Annotated in this window: 19 protein-coding genes; 14 read left to right on the top strand and 5 right to left on the bottom strand. The window is 67.2% G+C overall.

The features are described from left to right. The first annotated feature begins 164 nt into the window (after positions 1 to 164). The 6 genes from HU751_RS05420 to pdxR all read left to right on the top strand — a co-directional run bounded on the left by HU751_RS05420 (position 165) and on the right by pdxR (position 7,398). Positions 165 to 1,385, top strand: a complete 1,221-nt coding sequence (locus HU751_RS05420) for a M20/M25/M40 family metallo-hydrolase (RefSeq protein WP_186734674.1) — start codon at positions 165 to 167, stop codon at positions 1,383 to 1,385. A 6-nt stretch (positions 1,386 to 1,391) separates the two neighbouring features. Then, on the top strand, positions 1,392 to 2,891 hold the full coding sequence (gene glcD, locus HU751_RS05415; RefSeq protein ID WP_186734675.1) for a glycolate oxidase subunit GlcD: 1,500 nt from the start codon (positions 1,392 to 1,394) through the stop codon (positions 2,889 to 2,891). Then, entirely contained in the window at positions 2,891 to 3,937 is a 1,047-nt protein-coding gene (glcE, locus tag HU751_RS05410) for a glycolate oxidase subunit GlcE (protein WP_186734676.1), read from the top strand. Before glcD ends, glcE begins: the two co-directional genes overlap by 1 nt. 10 nt (positions 3,938 to 3,947) lie before the next feature. Continuing rightward, positions 3,948 to 5,204, top strand: a complete 1,257-nt coding sequence (gene glcF / locus HU751_RS05405) for a glycolate oxidase subunit GlcF (protein ID WP_186734677.1) — start codon at positions 3,948 to 3,950, stop codon at positions 5,202 to 5,204. Positions 5,205 to 5,369: 165 nt separating this feature from the next. Next, positions 5,370 to 5,711, top strand: a complete 342-nt coding sequence (locus HU751_RS05400; RefSeq protein ID WP_110738654.1) for a hypothetical protein — start codon at positions 5,370 to 5,372, stop codon at positions 5,709 to 5,711. 253 nt (positions 5,712 to 5,964) lie between these two features. Next, positions 5,965 to 7,398, top strand: coding sequence for a MocR-like pyridoxine biosynthesis transcription factor PdxR (gene pdxR / locus HU751_RS05395; protein ID WP_186734678.1), 1,434 nt, complete (start codon positions 5,965 to 5,967; stop codon positions 7,396 to 7,398). Here the strand turns inward: pdxR and HU751_RS05390 are convergent. Then, on the bottom strand, positions 7,391 to 8,584 hold the full coding sequence (locus HU751_RS05390; RefSeq protein ID WP_186734679.1) for a cyanate transporter: 1,194 nt from the start codon (positions 8,582 to 8,584) through the stop codon (positions 7,391 to 7,393). The two genes, pdxR and HU751_RS05390, sit on opposite strands and share 8 nt — an antisense overlap. Next, on the bottom strand, positions 8,581 to 9,039 hold the full coding sequence (locus HU751_RS05385; protein WP_186734680.1) for a nucleoside deaminase: 459 nt from the start codon (positions 9,037 to 9,039) through the stop codon (positions 8,581 to 8,583). Before HU751_RS05385 ends, HU751_RS05390 begins: the two co-directional genes overlap by 4 nt. 196 nt (positions 9,040 to 9,235) lie before the next feature. Here HU751_RS05385 and HU751_RS05380 point away from each other — a divergent pair, with 196 nt between their 5' ends. After that, positions 9,236 to 9,673 (top strand): carboxymuconolactone decarboxylase family protein, encoded by a 438-nt coding sequence (locus HU751_RS05380; protein ID WP_050706207.1) that lies wholly within the window; start codon positions 9,236 to 9,238, stop codon positions 9,671 to 9,673. A 4-nt stretch (positions 9,674 to 9,677) separates the two neighbouring features. On the opposite strand, the gene HU751_RS05375 is transcribed toward HU751_RS05380, so the two are convergent. Then, the gene (locus tag HU751_RS05375; RefSeq protein WP_186734681.1) at positions 9,678 to 10,589 is read right to left on the bottom strand and encodes a LysR family transcriptional regulator; all 912 of its coding nucleotides are present in this window, start codon (positions 10,587 to 10,589) and stop codon (positions 9,678 to 9,680) included. A gap of 84 nt (positions 10,590 to 10,673) precedes the next feature. Between HU751_RS05375 and HU751_RS05370 the strand changes: the two genes are divergently transcribed. Continuing rightward, positions 10,674 to 11,474 carry an NAD(P)H-dependent oxidoreductase gene (locus tag HU751_RS05370; protein WP_186734682.1) on the top strand — a complete coding sequence of 267 codons (801 nt, stop codon included), beginning with the start codon at positions 10,674 to 10,676 and terminating at the stop codon, positions 11,472 to 11,474. Between the two features lie 38 nt (positions 11,475 to 11,512). Here HU751_RS05370 and HU751_RS05365 read toward each other — a convergent pair whose 3' ends face one another. After that, positions 11,513 to 11,857, bottom strand: coding sequence for a hypothetical protein (locus tag HU751_RS05365; RefSeq protein WP_217862534.1), 345 nt, complete (start codon positions 11,855 to 11,857; stop codon positions 11,513 to 11,515). A 77-nt stretch (positions 11,858 to 11,934) separates the two neighbouring features. Between HU751_RS05365 and HU751_RS05360 the strand changes: the two genes are divergently transcribed. The 6 genes from HU751_RS05360 (at position 11,935) to HU751_RS05335 (ending at position 17,026) form a co-directional block, all read left to right on the top strand. Next, a complete protein-coding gene (locus tag HU751_RS05360; protein ID WP_186714584.1) occupies positions 11,935 to 12,711 on the top strand; it encodes an ABC transporter substrate-binding protein in 777 nt (258 codons plus the stop codon). A gap of 24 nt (positions 12,712 to 12,735) precedes the next feature. Beyond that, positions 12,736 to 13,425, top strand: a complete 690-nt coding sequence (locus tag HU751_RS05355; RefSeq protein ID WP_186735854.1) for an ABC transporter permease — start codon at positions 12,736 to 12,738, stop codon at positions 13,423 to 13,425. 12 nt (positions 13,426 to 13,437) lie between these two features. After that, positions 13,438 to 14,136: an ABC transporter permease gene (locus HU751_RS05350; RefSeq protein WP_110737207.1), complete on the top strand. Its 699-nt coding sequence runs from the start codon at positions 13,438 to 13,440 to the stop codon at positions 14,134 to 14,136. A 9-nt stretch (positions 14,137 to 14,145) separates the two neighbouring features. After that, the gene (locus HU751_RS05345) at positions 14,146 to 15,258 is read left to right on the top strand and encodes a succinylglutamate desuccinylase/aspartoacylase family protein (RefSeq protein ID WP_186735856.1); all 1,113 of its coding nucleotides are present in this window, start codon (positions 14,146 to 14,148) and stop codon (positions 15,256 to 15,258) included. A 19-nt stretch (positions 15,259 to 15,277) separates the two neighbouring features. Continuing rightward, positions 15,278 to 16,042 carry an ABC transporter ATP-binding protein gene (locus HU751_RS05340; RefSeq protein WP_186714580.1) on the top strand — a complete coding sequence of 255 codons (765 nt, stop codon included), beginning with the start codon at positions 15,278 to 15,280 and terminating at the stop codon, positions 16,040 to 16,042. A gap of 78 nt (positions 16,043 to 16,120) precedes the next feature. Next, positions 16,121 to 17,026, top strand: coding sequence for a MurR/RpiR family transcriptional regulator (locus tag HU751_RS05335; RefSeq protein ID WP_050705523.1), 906 nt, complete (start codon positions 16,121 to 16,123; stop codon positions 17,024 to 17,026). Between the two features lie 33 nt (positions 17,027 to 17,059). On the opposite strand, the gene HU751_RS05330 is transcribed toward HU751_RS05335, so the two are convergent. Then, entirely contained in the window at positions 17,060 to 17,992 is a 933-nt protein-coding gene (locus tag HU751_RS05330; RefSeq protein ID WP_186735858.1) for a LysR family transcriptional regulator, read from the bottom strand. Positions 17,993 to 17,999 lie beyond the last annotated feature (7 nt).

The raw sequence follows: 17,999 nt of genomic DNA, 5'->3' as shown, positions 1-17,999 counted from the left end.
AATCAACAATTTATTTAGATTATTGAATGTTAAATATCACTACGGTTTATCGTGATTGCCAGCCCTCCCGGGCTGTGCGATAGCGTTATCACCGGGAGCGAATGGCTCGGTAATCGGGCGGCAGGGTCTACGCTGAAGGGTTCACGACAACGAGATCCCTGCCCATGCCCTTGCGATTCTGCTCATTGGCCCTTGCCCTGGCCTGTGCCACCGCCCAGGCCGCCGACCCGACGCCCCAGGAACTGTTCAGCCAGGCCCAGGCCGAACAGCCTCATTACCTGGAGACCCTCAAGACCCTGGTGGCTGTGGACACCGGCACCGGTACCGAACCCGGCCTGAAACAGGTCGCCAGCGAACTGGTGAAACGCCTCGAGGCCCTCGGCGCCAAGGTCAGCACCCAGCCGGCCACGCCCTCGGTGGGCGACAATATCGTCGGCACCCTCAAGGGCAGCGGCGACAAGGACTTCCTGCTGATGGTCCACTACGACACGGTGTTCGGCCCCGGCACCGTGGCCAAGCGGCCGTTCCGGATAGACGGCGACCGCGCCTACGGCCCCGGCGTGGCCGACGCCAAGGGCGGCGTGGCGATGATCCTGCATGCGCTGAAACTGCTGCAGGACCAGCAGTACAAGGGCTACCGCACCCTCACTGTGCTGTTCAACCCGGACGAGGAAATGGGCTCGGCCGGCTCTCGACAGCTGATCGCCGAACTGGCGCGCAAGCATGATTTTGTCTTCTCCTACGAGCCGCCGGACAAGGACGCGGTCACCGTCGCCACCAACGGCATCAACCGCCTCAAGCTCGAGGTCAAGGGCCGCGCCTCCCACGCCGGCTCCGCTCCGGAAGCCGGACGCAACGCGCTGATGGAACTCGCGTACCAACTGCTGCAGTTGAACGACCTCGGCGACAAGAGCAAGGGCACCACCGTCAACTGGACCCTGGCCAAGGCCGGGGAAAAGGCCAACATCATTCCCGCCCAGGCCAGCGCCGAGGCCGACATGCGCTACTCCGACCTGAGCGAGACCGAGCGGGTGCAGGAAGATGCCCTGCGGATCATCAAGAAACAGCTTGTAGCCGATACCCAGGTCGAGCTGGTCGTGGAAAAAGGCCGCCCGCCGCTGGCCAAGAACGACGCCTCCACGGAGCTTGCGCAAACCGCGCGGCAGCTCTACAGCAAGATCGACCGACAGTTGCAGCCGATCGCCATGCGCTTCGGCACTGATGCCGGCTATGCCTACGTGCCCGACAGCGACAAGCCGGCGGTGCTGGAAACGCTGGGTGTGGTCGGCGCCGGCCTGCATGGCGACGACGAGTACATGGAGATCGCCAGCGTGGCGCCACGCTTGTACCTGACGGTGGCGATGATCCGGCACCTGGCGCAGTAAGCCTGCATGAATATCCTCTACGACGAACGTGTCGATGGACCGTTGCCGGCCGTGGACAAGCCGGCACTGCTGGCCGCCCTGCGCGAGGCCTTGCCCGATCTGCAGATCCTGCACCGCAGCGAAGACCTCAAGCCCTACGAGTGCGACGGCCTCTCGGCCTACCGCACGCTGCCGCTGCTGGTGGTGTTGCCCGAGCGCATGGAACAGGTACAAACACTGCTGCGGCTCTGCCACCAGCGCGGCGTACCAGTGGTGGCGCGCGGCGCCGGCACCGGCCTGTCCGGCGGCGCCCTGCCGTTGAGCCAGGGCATCCTGCTGGTGATGGCGCGCTTCACGCGTATTCTCGAGGTCAACCCGCAGGGCCGCTTCGCCCGGGTCCAGCCCGGTGTGCGCAACCTGGCGATCTCCCAGGCGGCGGCGCCCCATGGGCTGTACTACGCGCCCGATCCGTCCTCGCAGATCGCCTGTACGATCGGCGGCAATGTCGCCGAGAATGCCGGTGGCGTGCATTGCCTGAAGTACGGCCTGACCGTGCACAACCTGCTCAAGGTGGAGATCCTCACCATCAAAGGCGAACGCCTGGTACTGGGCAGCGACTCCCTGGACAGCCCCGGTTTCGACCTGCTGGCGTTGTTCACCGGCTCCGAAGGCATGCTCGGCATCGTCACCGAAGTCACCGTCAAGCTGCTGCCCAGGCCGCAGGTGGCGCGGGTACTGCTGGCCAGTTTCGACAGCGTCGAGGACGCAGGGGGCGCGGTGGCCGAGATCATCGGCGCCGGGATCATCCCCGCAGGGCTGGAAATGATGGACAACCTGGCGATTCGTGCCGCCGAGGATTTCATCCATGCCGGCTACCCGCTGGACGCGGCGGCAATCCTGCTGTGCGAGCTCGACGGCGTCGAGGCCGATGTGCAGGACGACTGCGCCCGGGTCGATGCCGTGCTGCGCAAGGCCGGCGCCCGCGAGGTGCGCCTGGCCTGCGACGAAGCCGAGCGCGTGCGCTTCTGGGCCGGGCGCAAGAACGCCTTCCCGGCGGTGGGGCGCATTTCCCCGGACTACTACTGCATGGACGGCACCATCCCGCGCCGCGAGTTGCCGCGGGTGCTCAAGGGCATCAACGAGCTTTCCGGGCAGTACGGCCTGCGGGTGGCCAACGTGTTCCATGCCGGCGATGGCAACCTGCACCCGCTGATCCTGTTCGATGCCAACCTGCCTGGTGAACTGGAGCGCGCCGAGGCCATCGGCGGCCAGATCCTCGAACTGTGCGTGGCCGTCGGCGGCAGCATCACCGGCGAACACGGCGTGGGCCGGGAGAAGATCAACCAGATGTGCGCGCAGTTCAACAGCGACGAGATCACCATGTTCCACGCGGTCAAGGCCGCCTTCGACCCACGGGGCCTGCTCAACCCGGGCAAGAACATCCCCACCCTGCAGCGCTGCGCCGAGTTCGGCGCGCTGCATGTGCAGCACGGGCAACTGCCCTTCCCCGACCTGGAGCGCTTCTGATGGACAGGGACCTCGGCCAGGACCTGCTGGAGCAGGTCAACCAGGCGCTGAACCGGCGCATTCCGTTGCGCATCCAGGGCGGCAACAGCAAGGCCATGCTCGGTCGCCCGGTGACCGGGCAGGTCATCGACACCCGCGGCCACCGGGGCATCGTCGGCTACGACCCCACCGAGCTGGTGCTCACCGCCCGCGCCGGCACGCCCCTGCGGGAGGTCGAGGCGACGCTGCACGAGGCCGGGCAGATGCTGGCCTGCGAGCCACCGCACCTGGGGCCCGAGGCAACGCTGGGCGGCATGGTCGCAGCCGGGCTGTCGGGGCCACGCCGGCCCTGGGCCGGGTCGGTGCGTGACTATGTCCTCGGCACCCGCCTGATCACCGGCCACGGCAAGCTCCTGCGCTTTGGCGGCGAGGTGATGAAGAATGTCGCCGGCTACGACGTGTCGCGGCTGATGGCGGGCAGCTTCGGCTGCCTGGGGCTGCTCACCGAAGTGTCGCTGAAGGTGCTGCCGCAACCGCGCCAGTGCCTGGGCCTACGCCTGGAGATGAACGCACAACAGGCACTGGCCGAACTCGTCGAATGGGGCCGGCAAGCGCTGCCGATCAGTGCCGCCTGCCATGACGGCGAGACGCTGCATCTACGCCTGGAGGGCGGCGAAGGTTCGGTGCGATCGGCCCGTGAGCGCCTGGGTGGCGAAGCAATCGACACGGGATTCTGGCAAGACCTGCGCGAGCAGCGCCTGGCGTTCTTCGCCGCGCCCGCAACGCTGTGGCGGCTGTCCCTGCCCATTGCCTGCGGTGCACTCGAACTGCCGGGACAGCAGTTGATCGACTGGGGTGGCGCCCAGCGCTGGCTCAAGTCCGACGCCCCGGCGTCGGCCATCCGAGCGTTGGCGGCTGAGGCCGGCGGTCATGCCACCGCCTACGCGCCCGGCGACGACAGCAGCGCCCCACTCGATCCGCTGACGCTGCGCTATCACCAGGCGCTGAAACACCAACTCGATCCCCAGGGGGTGTTCAACCCTGGCCGCCTGTACGCGCACTTGTGAGGCCACGGCATTGCAAACCCACCTGAGCGAATCCGCCCGCCAGCTGCCGCGCGCCGACGAGGCCGAGCGCATCCTGCGTTCCTGCGTGCACTGCGGGTTCTGTACCGCCACCTGCCCCACCTACCAGCTGCTCGGCGATGAACTGGACGGGCCTCGCGGGCGCATCTACCTGATCAAGCAGGTGCTCGAAGGCGAACCGGCGGGCACCAGCACCCAGGCGCATCTGGACCGCTGCCTGAGCTGCCGCAACTGCGAGAGCACCTGCCCGTCGGGGGTGGAGTACCACAACCTGCTCGACATCGGCCGCGCCGTGGTCGACCGGCAAGTCCCCCGACCACCGGGGCAACGCCTGCTGCGCGCGGGCCTGCGTGCCGTGGTGCCACGGCCGGGCGCATTCAAGGCCCTGGTGCGCGCCGGGCTGGCCCTGCGCCCGCTGCTCCCGGCCAGCCTCAAGGACAAGCTGCCGGCGCAGGTCGTCGCCCCGGGTCAACGTCCGGCGCCGCGCCACGCCCGCCGCGTGCTGCTGCTCGAAGGCTGCGTGCAGCAAGCCCTTTCACCCAACACCAACGCCGCCGCCACTCGCCTGCTCGACCGGCTCGGCATCAGCGTCGAGCCGGCCCGCGAAGCCGCTTGCTGCGGTGCGGTGGACTATCACCTGGATGCCCAGGCACGAGGCCTCGACCGCGCCCGACGCAACATCGACGCCTGGTGGCCAGCCATCGAGGCCGGCGCCGAGGCCATCGTGCAAACCGCCAGCGGCTGCGGCGCCTTTGTCCGCGACTATGGCCACCTGCTGCAACACGACCCACGCTACGCCGCCAAGGCCGCTCGGGTCAGCGCCCTGTCTCGCGACCTGGTGCAGGTGCTGCAGGCCGAGCCACTGCAGCGTCTGGGCCTATGCGCCGAGCAGCGCCTGGCATTGCACTGCCCCTGCACCCTGCAGCACGCCCTCAAGCTTGGTGGCGCGGTGGAAGGTCTGCTGACCCGGCTGGGCTTCCATCTCACCCAGGTGCCGGATAGCCACTTGTGCTGCGGCTCAGCCGGCACCTATTCACTGACCCAGCCGACGCTGGCGCGCCAACTGCGCGACAACCGCCTCAACGCCCTGGAAAGCGACAACCCACAGGTCATCGCCACCGCCAACATCGGCTGCCAGCTGCACCTCGGCGGCGCCGGTCGCACGCCGGTGCGGCACTGGATCGAAATCGTCGAGGCGGCGCTTGAGCCCGGCGCTGTCGCGGCGACGGAAATTGTGCCCCGCACCTGACGCGGATCAAGGCGATGTTTAACCTGGTGCCTGTAATTTCGGAACCCTCCTACCGAAAGTACGGAAGCTTCTAGATTGTTGCCCCACCCTCGGCAAAACATCATCAGGACTGGAGACGTGACCGCCGCCCCGGCGCGGCCAACCCCATCCAGACGAGGCCATGCCATGCCCACAAATGCTCATCGCCCTACCCGCGAACTGCGCCACACCCTGCGTCAACTGCTGGCCCACGAGGTCAGCAACCCCGACGACAACCCGCACCTGTCCGGGGTGCGATTCTTCTGCGCCACCGACGAGCACACCCGCCAGCTGATCGAGCGTGTCGAGCTGCTCGCCAGCGAAGCCTTCTTCGATGCCAAGGGCCGCGCCATCCCCGCGCGCATGCGCGAAGCGGCGGTGGATGGCGTGTGCATCCAACAGAAACGCAAGGCCTGCGAGGACGAGACGGTGATTCGCATCGCATTGCCGGAAAAAGGCTACATCACCATCAGTACCGCTCGCCTGTGAGCACGCCGTCCTGCAGGAAATTAATTGCCCAGACCTTTCGGTCTGCGTGGGAGCGGGCTTGCCCCGCGATGGCGTAGGTTCAGACAGCATCGTTGCCTGTGCTTATGCCATCGCGGGGCAAGCCCGCTCTCACGCTGATGATGCTGGAAACGCAAATCCCTGTTCGACAGCGCAGTCACCTACACGCCCCTTGCAGCTTTGTCGATAAAACCCGAAGCTTTTACACCCCCTGCGCTTCGGACCCCCTGCCCCGATGGAACTGCACATCCGCCTCGAAGGCCGCAAAGGCCTGGCCGACCAGCTCTACCAGCAACTGCGCGCCGGCATCGACAGCGGCCACCTGGCCGCCGGCACCCAGCTGCCGCCCACGCGCCTTTTGGCCGAGCAATTGGGTGTTTCGCGCAAGACCGTGGCCGAAGCCTACTCGCGCCTGACCTATGACAACCTGCTCAGCGGCGTGGTCGGCCGCGGTACCTTCATCACCCCGCGCCACACGCCGCGCCAGGGCGACAGCGACAACATCCCCCTGGCCGCCGCCGACACCCTCGAACGCTGGCGCCAGCGCGCCACGGTGCTGGGTCGGCGGGCGCTGGACGCACCGTCGCGCTACGACTTCATCGGCGGCGCTTCGAGCAAGGCGCAGTTCCCCTACGACCACTGGCGCAGCTGCATGAACTACGCCCTGCGCCGCAGCCAGCGCCACCCCGACCGACAGTTTTCCGCCCAGGGCCTGCCCGAGCTGCGCGAGGCCATCGCCCACCAGATCGCCTTCACCCGCGGCATCCAGTGCACTGCAAGTGATGTGCTGGTGTGCAACGGCGCCCAGCAGGCCCTCGACCTGATCGCCCGGGTACTGGTCGAACCCGGCTGCAAGGTGGCCATGGAGGACCCGGGCTACCCACCGGCGCGCCAGCTGTTCCTGGCCCTGGGCGCGCGCCTGCAGTCGGTGCCGGTGGACGACCAGGGGCTGTGCGTCGAGCAGATCGAGGACGGCACCCGGCTGATCTACGTGACACCCTCGCACCAGTTTCCGCTCGGCATGCCCATGGCCGAGCCGCGGCGCCAGGCCCTGCTGGCGCGGGCTGCCGAGCTCGGCGCGCTGATCATCGAAGACGACTACGACTGCGAGTTCCGCTACCAGGGGCCGGCCGCCGAAGCCCTGCTGCGCCTGGACAGACATGGCCTGGTGGCCTATGTCGGGACCTTCTCCAAGACCCTGCTGCCGGAGCTGCGCCTGGGCTACGCGGTGCTGCCGCCGGCGGTGCTGCAGGCCGCCTGCGTGGCCAAGCACCTGAGCGACTGGCATAGCCCGAGCCTGCAGCAATGGGCCCTGGCGCGGTTCATCAGCGAAGGTCACCTGAACAAGCACATTCGCCGTTGCCATGAGGTGTACAGCGCCCGCCGCGAACGGATCCTGGCGCGCCTGGGTGGCGACCTGGCGCCCTGGTTCGACGCGGTGCCGGCCAGCGCCGGCTTTCACCTGAGCGCGCTGGCCAAGCCGGGGGTGGATATCGAGCTGTTGATCAACCTGGCGCGCAAGGTGGAAGTCGGCCTCTACTCCCTGGCCCCGTTCTTCAGCGAGGCGCCGGTCAGGCCGGGGCTGCTGTTCGGTTTCGGGGCCATCGAGCTGCTGGACATCGACCCGGCGCTGGACCGGGTCGGTGATACCTTGCAGCGCCTCAGTTGAGCGCTGCCTCAGCGACTCGTCCCTCACGGGCGATGGCCCGGGCATAGCCTTTCGGGGCGAAACGCACGGTCACCAGCAGCATCGCCAGCACGGTGCAGCTGAGCAGGGTCCAGGAGGCCTGGAAGTCGCCGCTGGCATCACGCAACCAGCCGGTGATGTATGGCACGATACCGGTGACGATGAAGCCCACACCCTGGACGAAAGCCGCCAGGCTGCCGGCTTCGCCGGGCGTGCGCAGGTGCTCCAGGGTCAGCGTCAGGCTCAGGCTGAAGCACGCGCCCAGGCCCAGGCCGATCAGCGCCACCCACAGGCCCATGGCGCTGGCCGGCGCCAGCAGCAGGCCAAGGAAGCCAGCGAGCTGGATCAGCAAGGCCAGCCACAGGCCCGGCCGCCGATCGACCAGGCGCCGCAGCAGCAACGGCAGGCCCAGGGCACCGCAGACCTGGAAGATGGTCATCAGGCCGACCAGCTCGCCGCCGCCCTGGGCCGTGCCGCCGTGCTCGAGGTGATAGGCCGGCAACCAGGCGACCATGCTCGTGTAGCCACCATTGATCAGCCCGAAGTAGAGCGCCAGCAGCCAGGCCCGGCGGTTGCCGAACCAGTGCCCGCCGCCACCACCGGCCAGGGCCGGTGTGTCCTGGCGCGGGCGCAGGACGGTCCACGCCACGATCGCCAGCAGCGCCGGCAGCACCCACAGGCCAAGGCCGAACTGCCAATGGCCGAAGTGCGCGGAGATCGACGGGCCCAGCACCGCCGCCAGGCCACCGCCGCTCATCAACGCCGCCGAATACAGCCCCATGGTCGCCGCCAGGCGGCCGGGGAACCAGCGGTTGACCAACCCCGGCATCATGCCCTGCACCACGGCGACGCCGAGGCCTGCGACCACCGCGCTTACGATCAGCGCCCAGGCGCTGTCCAGTTGCAGGCGCCACAGGCACGCCAGGGCGATGGCCGCCAGCCCCGCCAGCATGCCGCCATGCTCGCTCAGCCAGCGCCGCAGCCAGGGTTGCAGCAGCGGCACCAAGCCCATGCACAGCACCGGTAACGCGGTCAGCAGCGCCGCCTGCTGGTAGCCCAGGCCGGTGCTCTGGCGCATCGGTTCGAGCAATGGGCCAATGCTGGTGAGAATCGGCCGCAGGTTCAACGCCAGCAGCACCACCAGCAACAGGTTCAACGCGCCCCTCATGCTTCGCCGGCCTGCTGCCATTCACGGTACAGGCCGCTTTCACCCACCGGTTTCAGCGGGCGCAGGGGCAGGCTTTGCTGCTGAGGTGGGCGGGCCATCTGCGCATACACCGCCGCGGTGGACAAACCATAGGGCTCGCCCTCGTCGTTGTCGTAGGCAAACCAGGCGCGCTCGATGCCGCACAGGTGCATGGCGGCCAGGCACATCGGGCACGGATGGCCACTGGCGTAGATCTCGGCGCCGTCCAGGCGCGCCCGGCCAAGCACCTGGGATGCCTGGCGGATGGCCTGCATCTCGGCGTGGCTGGTGGGGTCCTGGGTACTGTGGATCTGGTTGACGGCACGGGCGATCACCTGCCCCTGGTGGACCAGCACGGCGCCGAAGGGGCGGCCACCGGCCTGGATATTGGCGCGGGCAAGCTCCAGGGCCTCGCGCATGAATCGATCTGCGGACATGAAACGGTTCTCAGGTGAAGACCTGCCCATTATCCCGCCTCGGCCGCCCTGGCAGAAATGAAGAGATTGGATGCCAGTCAGTGTGCATCCGAATGGTGGATTGGCCTCCTGGCAAAGCGCGGGATTGGCTATTCGGCGCGGCGCACCCTGGCGCTAAGGTAGTGCCACTTTCCTCTTGTCGAACTGGAGCCTCACCATGCATGACCGTATCGAATGGGCCAAACACTCGCCGGAAGCCTACAAGGCCATGATCGGCCTCGAGCAGGCGCTGGTCGCCTCGGGCCTGGAGCATTCGCTGCTCGAACTGATCCGCCTGCGCGCCTCGCAGATCAATGGCTGCGCCTACTGCGTCAACATGCACGCCAACGATGCGCGCAAGGCCGGTGAAACCGAGGCGCGCCTGCAGACCTTGAGCGTCTGGCGCGAGACCCGCTACTTCAGCGAGCGCGAGCGAGCCGCCCTGGCCTGGGTCGAAAGCCTGACCCGCCTGGCCGAGCGCGGCGCGCCGCAGGACGAATACCAGGCGCTGCTGGAGCATTTCAGTGCCAAGGAGATCGCCAACCTGACCCTGGCCATCGCCACCATCAATGCCTGGAACCGCTTCGGCGTGGGCTTTGCCATGGTGCCGGCATAGCCGCTCAGGGCGCCTGCAACAGCACCGCCCGGGGCAACTGCTCACGCAACCACTGATGCGCCGGATCGCGATGCACCCGCTCCGGCCACAGCATCAGCATCTCGAAGCCCGGCACCGCCAAGGGCGCCTCCACCACCCTGAGGGCCGGATTCCCGGCCACCAGGCGCTGCGGCAGCATGGCCACCAGGTCGCTGTCGACCAGCATCGCCGCAAGCCCCGAGAAACGCGGTACCGACAGCACCACATTGCGCGTGAGGCCCTGCTTGGCCAGGGCGTCGTCGGTGGGCCCCGTGAAACCTCCACCGTCGGGCGAGACGATGACATGCTCCAGCGCACAGAACTGCTTGAGCGTTGGTCGACGCCTGAGACACGGGTGATCGGCACGCCCGACCAGCACGTAGCGGTCGGCGAACAACGGGCGCTGGCGCAAACCAGGCGGTGCATCGATGGCGATATGGAAGGCCAGGTCCAACTCGCCCTGCTCGGCCTTGCGCACCAGCGTCGGCGGGTTCATATCGACGATCGCCAGGCGCGTGCCGGGGGCGGCCGCGCGCAGTGCGCCCAGCGCAGGACGCAGGATGGTCGCTTCGGTGTAGTCGGTCGCGGCCACCCGCCAGGTCAGCCGCGCCAGGGCCGGGTCGAATGGCCGCTCGGCAGCGATGGCCAGGCGCAACGCTTCCAGGGCCTGACTCAAGGGCTCGCGTAGCGCCAGGGCGCGGGCAGTCGGGCGCATGCCGCGAGACCCTGGCAACAGCAACGGATCGCCCAATGCATCGCGCAGACGTGCCAACTGCACGCTGACTGTCGGCTGGGCGAGGTGCAGGCGCTCGGCGGCGCGGGTGACGTTGAGTTCGGCAAGCAGCGCGTCGAGGGTGACCAGCAGGTTCAGGTCCAGACTTCGCAAGGAATCATGCATCGCAATACCTGCAATTTCATCTATTCATTTTAACAATATGCCGGGTATCCGCATGCTTTGGCCATCCCCTACCGGAGCCCGACCATGAATATCCTGATCGTCTACGCCCATCCCGAACCCCGCTCGCTCAATGCCGCCCTCAAGGACTTCGCCGTCCGTCATCTCGAAGACCAGGGCCACCATGTCCAGGTTTCGGACCTCTATGCGATGAAGTTCAAGGCCGTGCTGGACGCCGACGACAGCGTCGAGCACCCCGCCGATGAGCGCTTCAGTCCCTCCGACGCGTCGCGCCGGGCATTCGCCGATGGCACCCAGGCGCCCGACATCGTCGCCGAGCAGGCCAAGCTGCAGTGGGCCGACGCGGTGATCCTGCAGTTTCCGCTGTGGTGGTTCGGCCTGCCGGCGATCCTCAAGGGCTGGGTCGAGCGGGTGTACGCCTATGGCTTCGCCTACGGTGTCGGCGAGCACTCCGACCGGCACTGGGGGGATCGCTACGGCGAGGGCCGGCTGGCGGGCAAGCGCGCCATGCTGATGGTCAGCATGGGTGGCTGGGCCTCGCACTACAGCGAGCGCGGCATCAATGGCCCGCTCAACGACATCCTGTTCCCCATCCAGCACGGCATCCTGTTCTACCCGGGGTTCGAGGTGCTGCCGCCGTTTGCGGTGTACCGCACCAGCCGGGTCGATGAGGCGGGCTTTGCGGCGGCGTGCGCGTCATTGGGCCAGCGCCTCGATGGTCTGTGGAGTGATGCGCCCATCCCGTTCCGGCGGCAGAACGGCGGGGATTATGCGATCCCGGCGCTGACCCTGCGGCCTGAGCTTGCGCCTGGCCGGGATGGATTGGGTATGCATGTTGCCGACGACATGCCGGCAACAGTGGTCTAGCGAGAGGCACCAGGTGTCCACCGCATTCCTTGCAGCGCCTATGAGATCGAGCGCCGCCCACGCGGCGCATCGCGGATGAATCCGCTCCTACATTTGTTGCAACGTGGCCATGCCTGATAGGCCATGGTTGTAAGCCTTGTGCGCTCGACGCGGTTTTTCGGTGGGCATTGTCGCCGCCCCACCTGTCTCAAGCCTTGCGCCAAGGCTGGCAACCATGGCCTGACAGGTTCGGCACGTTGCAACAAATGTAGGAGCGGATTCATCCGCGATGCGCCGCGCGGGCGGCGCTCGATCTCATAGGCGCCACAACCCTGTCGGTGAACACCATAGATCACCGTGCTGACACAATTATTTTCACCATATTGATTAATGAAATATTTCATGTCATGTTCTTCTCCGTGCCCAGGTCCCTCCCAAACAGGGCCCTGGACGGTACGCCCCACCCACCGGAGTCAAGAACATGAACAAGACAGGACTTCTCGGCGCGCTGGCACTCTGTGCCTGCAGCGCCTTCGCCCAGGCCGACGACGCCAGCCTGCGCCTCGGCATCGAGGCCGCCTACCCACCCTTCTCCTACCGCACCCCAGAAGGCGAACTCGCCGGCTTCGACTACGACATCGGCAATGCCCTGTGCGCGCAGATGCAGGTCAAGTGCCAGTGGGTGATCCAGGAGTTCGACGGCATGATCCCGTCGCTGAAGGTGCGCAAGATCGACGCGGTGCTGTCATCGATGTCGATCACCGAGGATCGCTTGAAGTCGGTCGACTTCACCGACAAGTACTACCAGACCCCCGGCAAGTTCGCGATGAAGGCCGGCAGCCGGCTCGACACCCCGGCGGTGGACCTCAAGGGCCGCAAGGTCGGGGTTCAAAGGTCGTCCACCTATGACCGCTTCGCCACCGAGCAACTGGAACCGGCGGGGGTCGAGATCGTCCGCTACGCCTCGCAGAACGAAGCCTTCCTCGACCTGGTGTCCGGGCGCCTGGATGCCACCCTCGCCGATATCGTCAACACCGAAGAGAGCTTCATCAAGACCCCGTCAGGCCAGGGCTTCGCCCTGGTCGGCCCGGACATCGCCGACCCGCACTACTTCGGCCGCGGCGCCGGCATCGCCGTGCGCAAGGGCGACAGCGCCAACCTGGCGCGGCTCAATGCCGCCATCGCCGCGATCCGCGCCAATGGCACCTACCAACAGGTGCAACGCAAGTACTTTCCGTTCGACATCTACGGCCAATAGCGCAGGCTGACGAGGGTTTTCATCATGCTTCACGGCTACGGATCGAGCATTCTCGATGGCGCCTGGCTGAGCATCCACCTGGCCCTGCTGGCGATGGCACTGGCCATCGGCCTGGGCCTGTTCGGTGCGGCCTGTCGCCTGTCCCCCCTGAAATGGCTGGCGGTACCGGGCGAGGTCTACACCACGGTGGTGCGCGGTATTCCCGACCTGGTCCTGATCCTGCTGGTGTTCTATGGCGGCCAGGACCTGGTCAACCGCCTGGCGCTGGCACTGGGTTACGAGCAGTACATCGACATCAATCCCTTCGTCGCCGGGGTCTGCACCCTGGGTTTCATCTTCGGTGCCTACCTCTCGGAGACCTTTCGCGGCGCCTTCCTGGCCATCCCCAAAGGCCAGGCCGAGGCCGGCATGGCCTACGGCATGAGCGCCCTGCAGGTGTTTGTGCGGATCAGCCTGCCACAGATGGTGCGCCTGGCGCTGCCGGGCTTCACCAACAACTGGCTGGTGCTGACCAAGTCCACCGCGCTGATCTCGGTGATCGGCCTGCAGGACATGATGTTCAAGGCCAAGAACGCCGCCGACGCCACCCACCAGCCGTTCACCTTCTTCCTCGCCGTGGCGGCGCTGTACCTGCTGCTGACCAGTGCCTCGCTGCTGCTGTTGCGCGGCGTGGAGAAACGTTACTCGGTCGGCTTCAAAGCCGCCGAGCTCTAGGAGAGCTGCCCGATGACACTCGACTATCAGTTGATCTGGCAGAACCTGCCGCTGTACCTCAACGGCATCGCCCTGACCCTCAAGGTGCTGCTGATCTCGCTGGCCTGCGGCCTGGCCCTGGCGATCCCGCTGGGGTTGATGCGGGTCTCTCGCGCGTGCCTGCTGCGCTATCCCGCCTGGCTCTACACCTATGTGATCCGCGGCACGCCGATGCTGGTGCAGCTGTTCCTGATCTACTACGGGTTGGCCCAGTTCGAGGCGGTGCGCCAGAGCCCGTTGTGGCCCTACCTGTCCAGCGCCACGTTCTGTACCTGCCTGGCGTTCGCCATCAACACCAGCGCCTACAGCGCCGAGTTGCTGGCAGGAAGCCTGCGCGCGACGCCGCGCGGCGAGGTGGAAGCGGCACGCGCCATGGGCATGTCGAGGCTGACGCTGTACCGGCGCATCCTGCTGCCCTCGGCCCTGCGCCGCACCTTGCCGCAGTACGGCAACGAAGTGCTGATGATGCTGCAGACCACCAGCCTGGCCTCGATCGTCACCCTGGTCGACATCACCGGCGCGGCGAAGACCTTCAATGCGCGCTACTACCTGCCGTTCGAGGCGTTCATCACCGCGGGGCTGATCTACCTGGTCCTGACCTTCCTGCTGGTACGCCTGTTCAAACTGGCCGAGCGCCACTGGCTGGCCTACCTCGCCCCCCGCAAGCACTAAGGAGCTTTCATGCAGCACATCGACCATATCCTGCCCTGGAGCGCCTGCGGGACCCAGCGCTCCCTGCGCGTGCTGCGCTTTGGCAGCGGCCCGCGCAAGGCCTACATCCAGGCCTCGCTGCACGCCGACGAGCTGCCGGGGATGCGCGTGGCCATCGAGCTCAAGCGCCGCCTGCTCGAACTCGAGGCGCAAGGTCGGCTGGCAGCAGTGATCGAACTGGTGCCGCTGGCCAACCCGATCGGCATCGGCCAGATGTTCCAGGCCACCCACCAGGGCCGCTTCGAGTTCAACAGCGGCAAGAACTTCAATCGCGACTTCCCGGCGCTGACCGAAGCGCTGGCCGCCCACCTGGAAGGCCGCCTGGGCAGCGATGGCCAGGCCAACGTGACGACGATCCGCCGGGCCATGCTCGAACTGCTCGATGAACTGCCCGCGCCCGACTCGGAGCTCGACGGCCTGCGCCGCCTGCTGCTGCGCCACGCCTGCGACGCCGACCTGGTGCTGGACCTGCACTGCGATTTCGAATCGGTGATGCTGCTGTACGCCATGCCGCAGCACTGGACCCAGCTGCGCCCGCTCGCCGCCCGCCTCGGCGCGCAAGCTGCCCTGCTGGCCGAGGGCGCCGGCGGCGATGCCTTCGATGAAGCCTGCGCGGCGCCGTGGCTGCACCTGCGCGAGTACTTCCCCGAAGCCGAGATTCCCCTGGCCTGTGTGGCGACCACCATCGAGTTGCGCGGCATGGCCGACACCGAGCGCGAGCAGTGCCAGGCCAGCGCCGAGCAGATCCTCGGCTACCTCGCCGACCAGGGCCTGATCAGCGGCCCGTGGCCGGCCGCGCCGGAACACTGCTGCCAACCCACGCCCTTCGCCGGCACGCAGTACGCCTACGCCGAACACCCGGGCGTGGTCAGCTACCTGCAGCCGCTGGGCGCGCAGGTGCGGGTCGGCGATCCGCTGTTCGAAGTGCTCGATCCGCTCAGCGACCGCCACAGCGTGGTCAGGGCCACCACCGACGGCATCCTCTACGCCCGTGAACGCCTGCGCTTCGCCCAGCCCGGCCTGTGGCTGGCCAAGGTCGCCGGCAGCACCTCCATCCGCCAAGGTCGCTTGCTCAGCGACTGACCCCTGCGAGTACCGACTGATGAACAAACTGCAAATCCATGACCTGCACAAAAGCTACGGCAACCACCAGGTGCTCAAGGGCGTTTCGCTGCAGGCCGACGCCGGTGATGTGATCAGCATCATCGGCTCCAGCGGCTCGGGCAAGAGCACCTTCCTGCGCTGCATCAACCTGCTCGAGCAACCCAATGCCGGGCAGATCCTGGTCAACGGCGAACAGCTCAAGCTGCGCGAATGCGCCCGCGGCGGGCTGCGCGCGGCAGACCCGCGCCAGCTGCAGCGCCTGCGCGCAAGGTTGAGCATGGTCTTCCAGCACTTCAACCTGTGGTCGCACATGAGCGCCCTGGATAACGTCATGGAAGCCCCGGTGCACGTGCTCGGCATGAACCGCAAGGAGGCCCGGGACAAGGCCGAGCACTACCTGGCCAAGGTCGGGGTCGGCCATCGCCGCGACGCCTACCCGGCGCACATGTCCGGTGGCGAACAGCAACGGGTGGCGATTGCCCGGGCCCTGGCCATGGAGCCCGAGGTGATGCTGTTCGACGAGCCGACCTCGGCGCTCGACCCGGAGCTGGTCGGCGAGGTGCTCAAGGTCATGCAGGACCTGGCCCAGGAGGGCCGCACCATGGTCGTGGTCACCCACGAGATGGGCTTCGCCCGCGAGGTCTCCAACCAGCTGCTGTTCCTCCACCAGGGCCAGGCCGAGGAGCGCGGCGACCCACGCGAAGTGCTGGCCCGGCCGCAGTCCGAACGCCTGCGCCAGTTCCTCGCCGGCAGCCTGAAGTAAGCGCCAGGGCGCTCAGCGGCACCGCCGCCGGGCGCCTTGGGATACACTACCGGCAACTTTCAGGGAGCGTCGCGCCGGATGTCGAGCCATACCAAGAACACCACCGTCTACGCCTCCGCGGTCATGCGCAAGCTGTCGCAGAGCCTGGGCGAACTGCCGCCGTCCCTGCGCAAGGTCGCCGACTACATCCTGCGCCATCCGCTGAAGGCCGCGACCCTGACCATCGAGGAGATGGCCCAGGCCACCGCCACCTCGCCGGCCGCGGTCAACCGCCTGGCCAAGGCCCTGGACCTGGGCGGCTACAGCGGCATGAAGGCCGAGCTGGTGGCGACCCTGCAACAGATGGTCTCGCCGGTGGACAAGCTGCGCAACGAACTGGCCCAGCGCCCGGGTGGCGAGTTCGGCCTGCATGAGCAGATCCAGAGCGCCAGCAGCAACCTGGCGACCACCGCCAGCAACAACCAGGCCGACGCTTTCGAGGCGTTCGTCGGCTGCCTGCTCGAGGCGCGCAAGGTCTATGTGCTGGGGTTCGGCAACAGCGTCTACCTGGCAGGCCTGGCCGCCTCGACCCTGGTACCGTTCTGCAAGGACACCTGCGCCATCAGCATGGAAGGTGGCAACGAGAACGCCGCCTACCGCCTGGCCGCGATCACCGAGCAGGATGTGCTGCTGGCCATCGCCCTGCCACGCTACTCCCAGGACACCCTGCAGCTGTCGCGCTTCGCCCATGAGCGCAAGGCGACCGTGCTGGCCATCACCGACTCCCCGGCCTCGCCGCTGGCGCCGCTGGCCCGTCACGTGTTGTATGCCCCTGCTGATCATCCGGTGCTGACCAGCTCCAATATCGCTGTGCTGGCATTGATCGAAGGCCTGGTGGCCGGGGTCATGGCGCGCAACAAGGAGGCGGTGAAACTGGCCACCGAACTCACCGAGAGCGTGATGTCGTATCTGCATGTGCCAGGTGACAAGTTCAGCAGAAAGTAGGTGCGCCAGACAGCTGGATAGATCCCCGTGAATTTACGCCGCTCCCTCTGAGCAGCCTTCGGCACTCAATCGGGGCAACAGGTAGTCGAGCAACGCCCGCACCTTGGGCAATCCCTCCCGCCTTTTCAGCCAGACCAGATTCATCGGCAATCCCTGCGAGGTGAGCTGCGGCAACACCTCGACCAGCGTGCCACCCTCGATATGCGTTCGGGTCAGCCAGGTCGGCAACTGGCCGATGCCCAGGCCCGCCAGGACCGCATCGAGCATGCCTTCGCCATCGCCGATGGCCAGGTGTGGCTGGACGATCCGCTGCCTGATCTCGCCCGGCAACCCACCGCCCAGGTACCACGGCGTGACCAGTCCTGCGGCCTCGCCATAGCCGATGCACAAGTGGCGCTCCAGGGCTTGCTCGTCCTGTGGCGTGCCGTGTCGCGCCAGGTAGTCGGGCGAAGCGCAGAACGCCAGGCGCTGGGCACCGAAATATTGGTGCCCTAGAGCTGCGGGCCAGGCTTGCGCACCGCCGATGCGTACGAGAATGTCCACGCCCTCCTGCACAGGGTCGATGTAGCGGTCGGAAAACGACACATGCGGCTGCAACCGCGGATGCGCCCGGGTGAACGCCACGATCAGCGGCAGCACATGCAGTCGGCCAAAGGCGGCCGGCAGATCGATGCGTACCTTGCCGTGGGGGGTGTCGCTGTCGGCGAAGATGGCCTGCTCGGCCTCTTCCAGATCAGCCAGCACGCTGGTGCAGGTCTTGTAGAACAGCGCGCCCGCCTCGGTCAGCGACAGCCTGCGGGTAGTGCGGTTGAACAATCGTGTCCCCAGGCGCGCCTCCAGCCGCGCCACCCCCTTGCTTACCGCCGAGCCACTGAGACTCAGGCGCTCGGCGGCAGCGCTGAAGCTGCCGATCTCGGCCACCGCGACGAAGACGTCGATTCCCTTCAACCGTTCGGATGCGTACATCAGCCAC

This window comes from Pseudomonas peradeniyensis (assembly GCF_014268935.2).
GTDB classification, from domain to species: Bacteria; Pseudomonadota; Gammaproteobacteria; order Pseudomonadales; family Pseudomonadaceae; genus Aquipseudomonas; species Aquipseudomonas peradeniyensis.
This window is presented reverse-complemented; position numbering and strand designations above follow the sequence as displayed.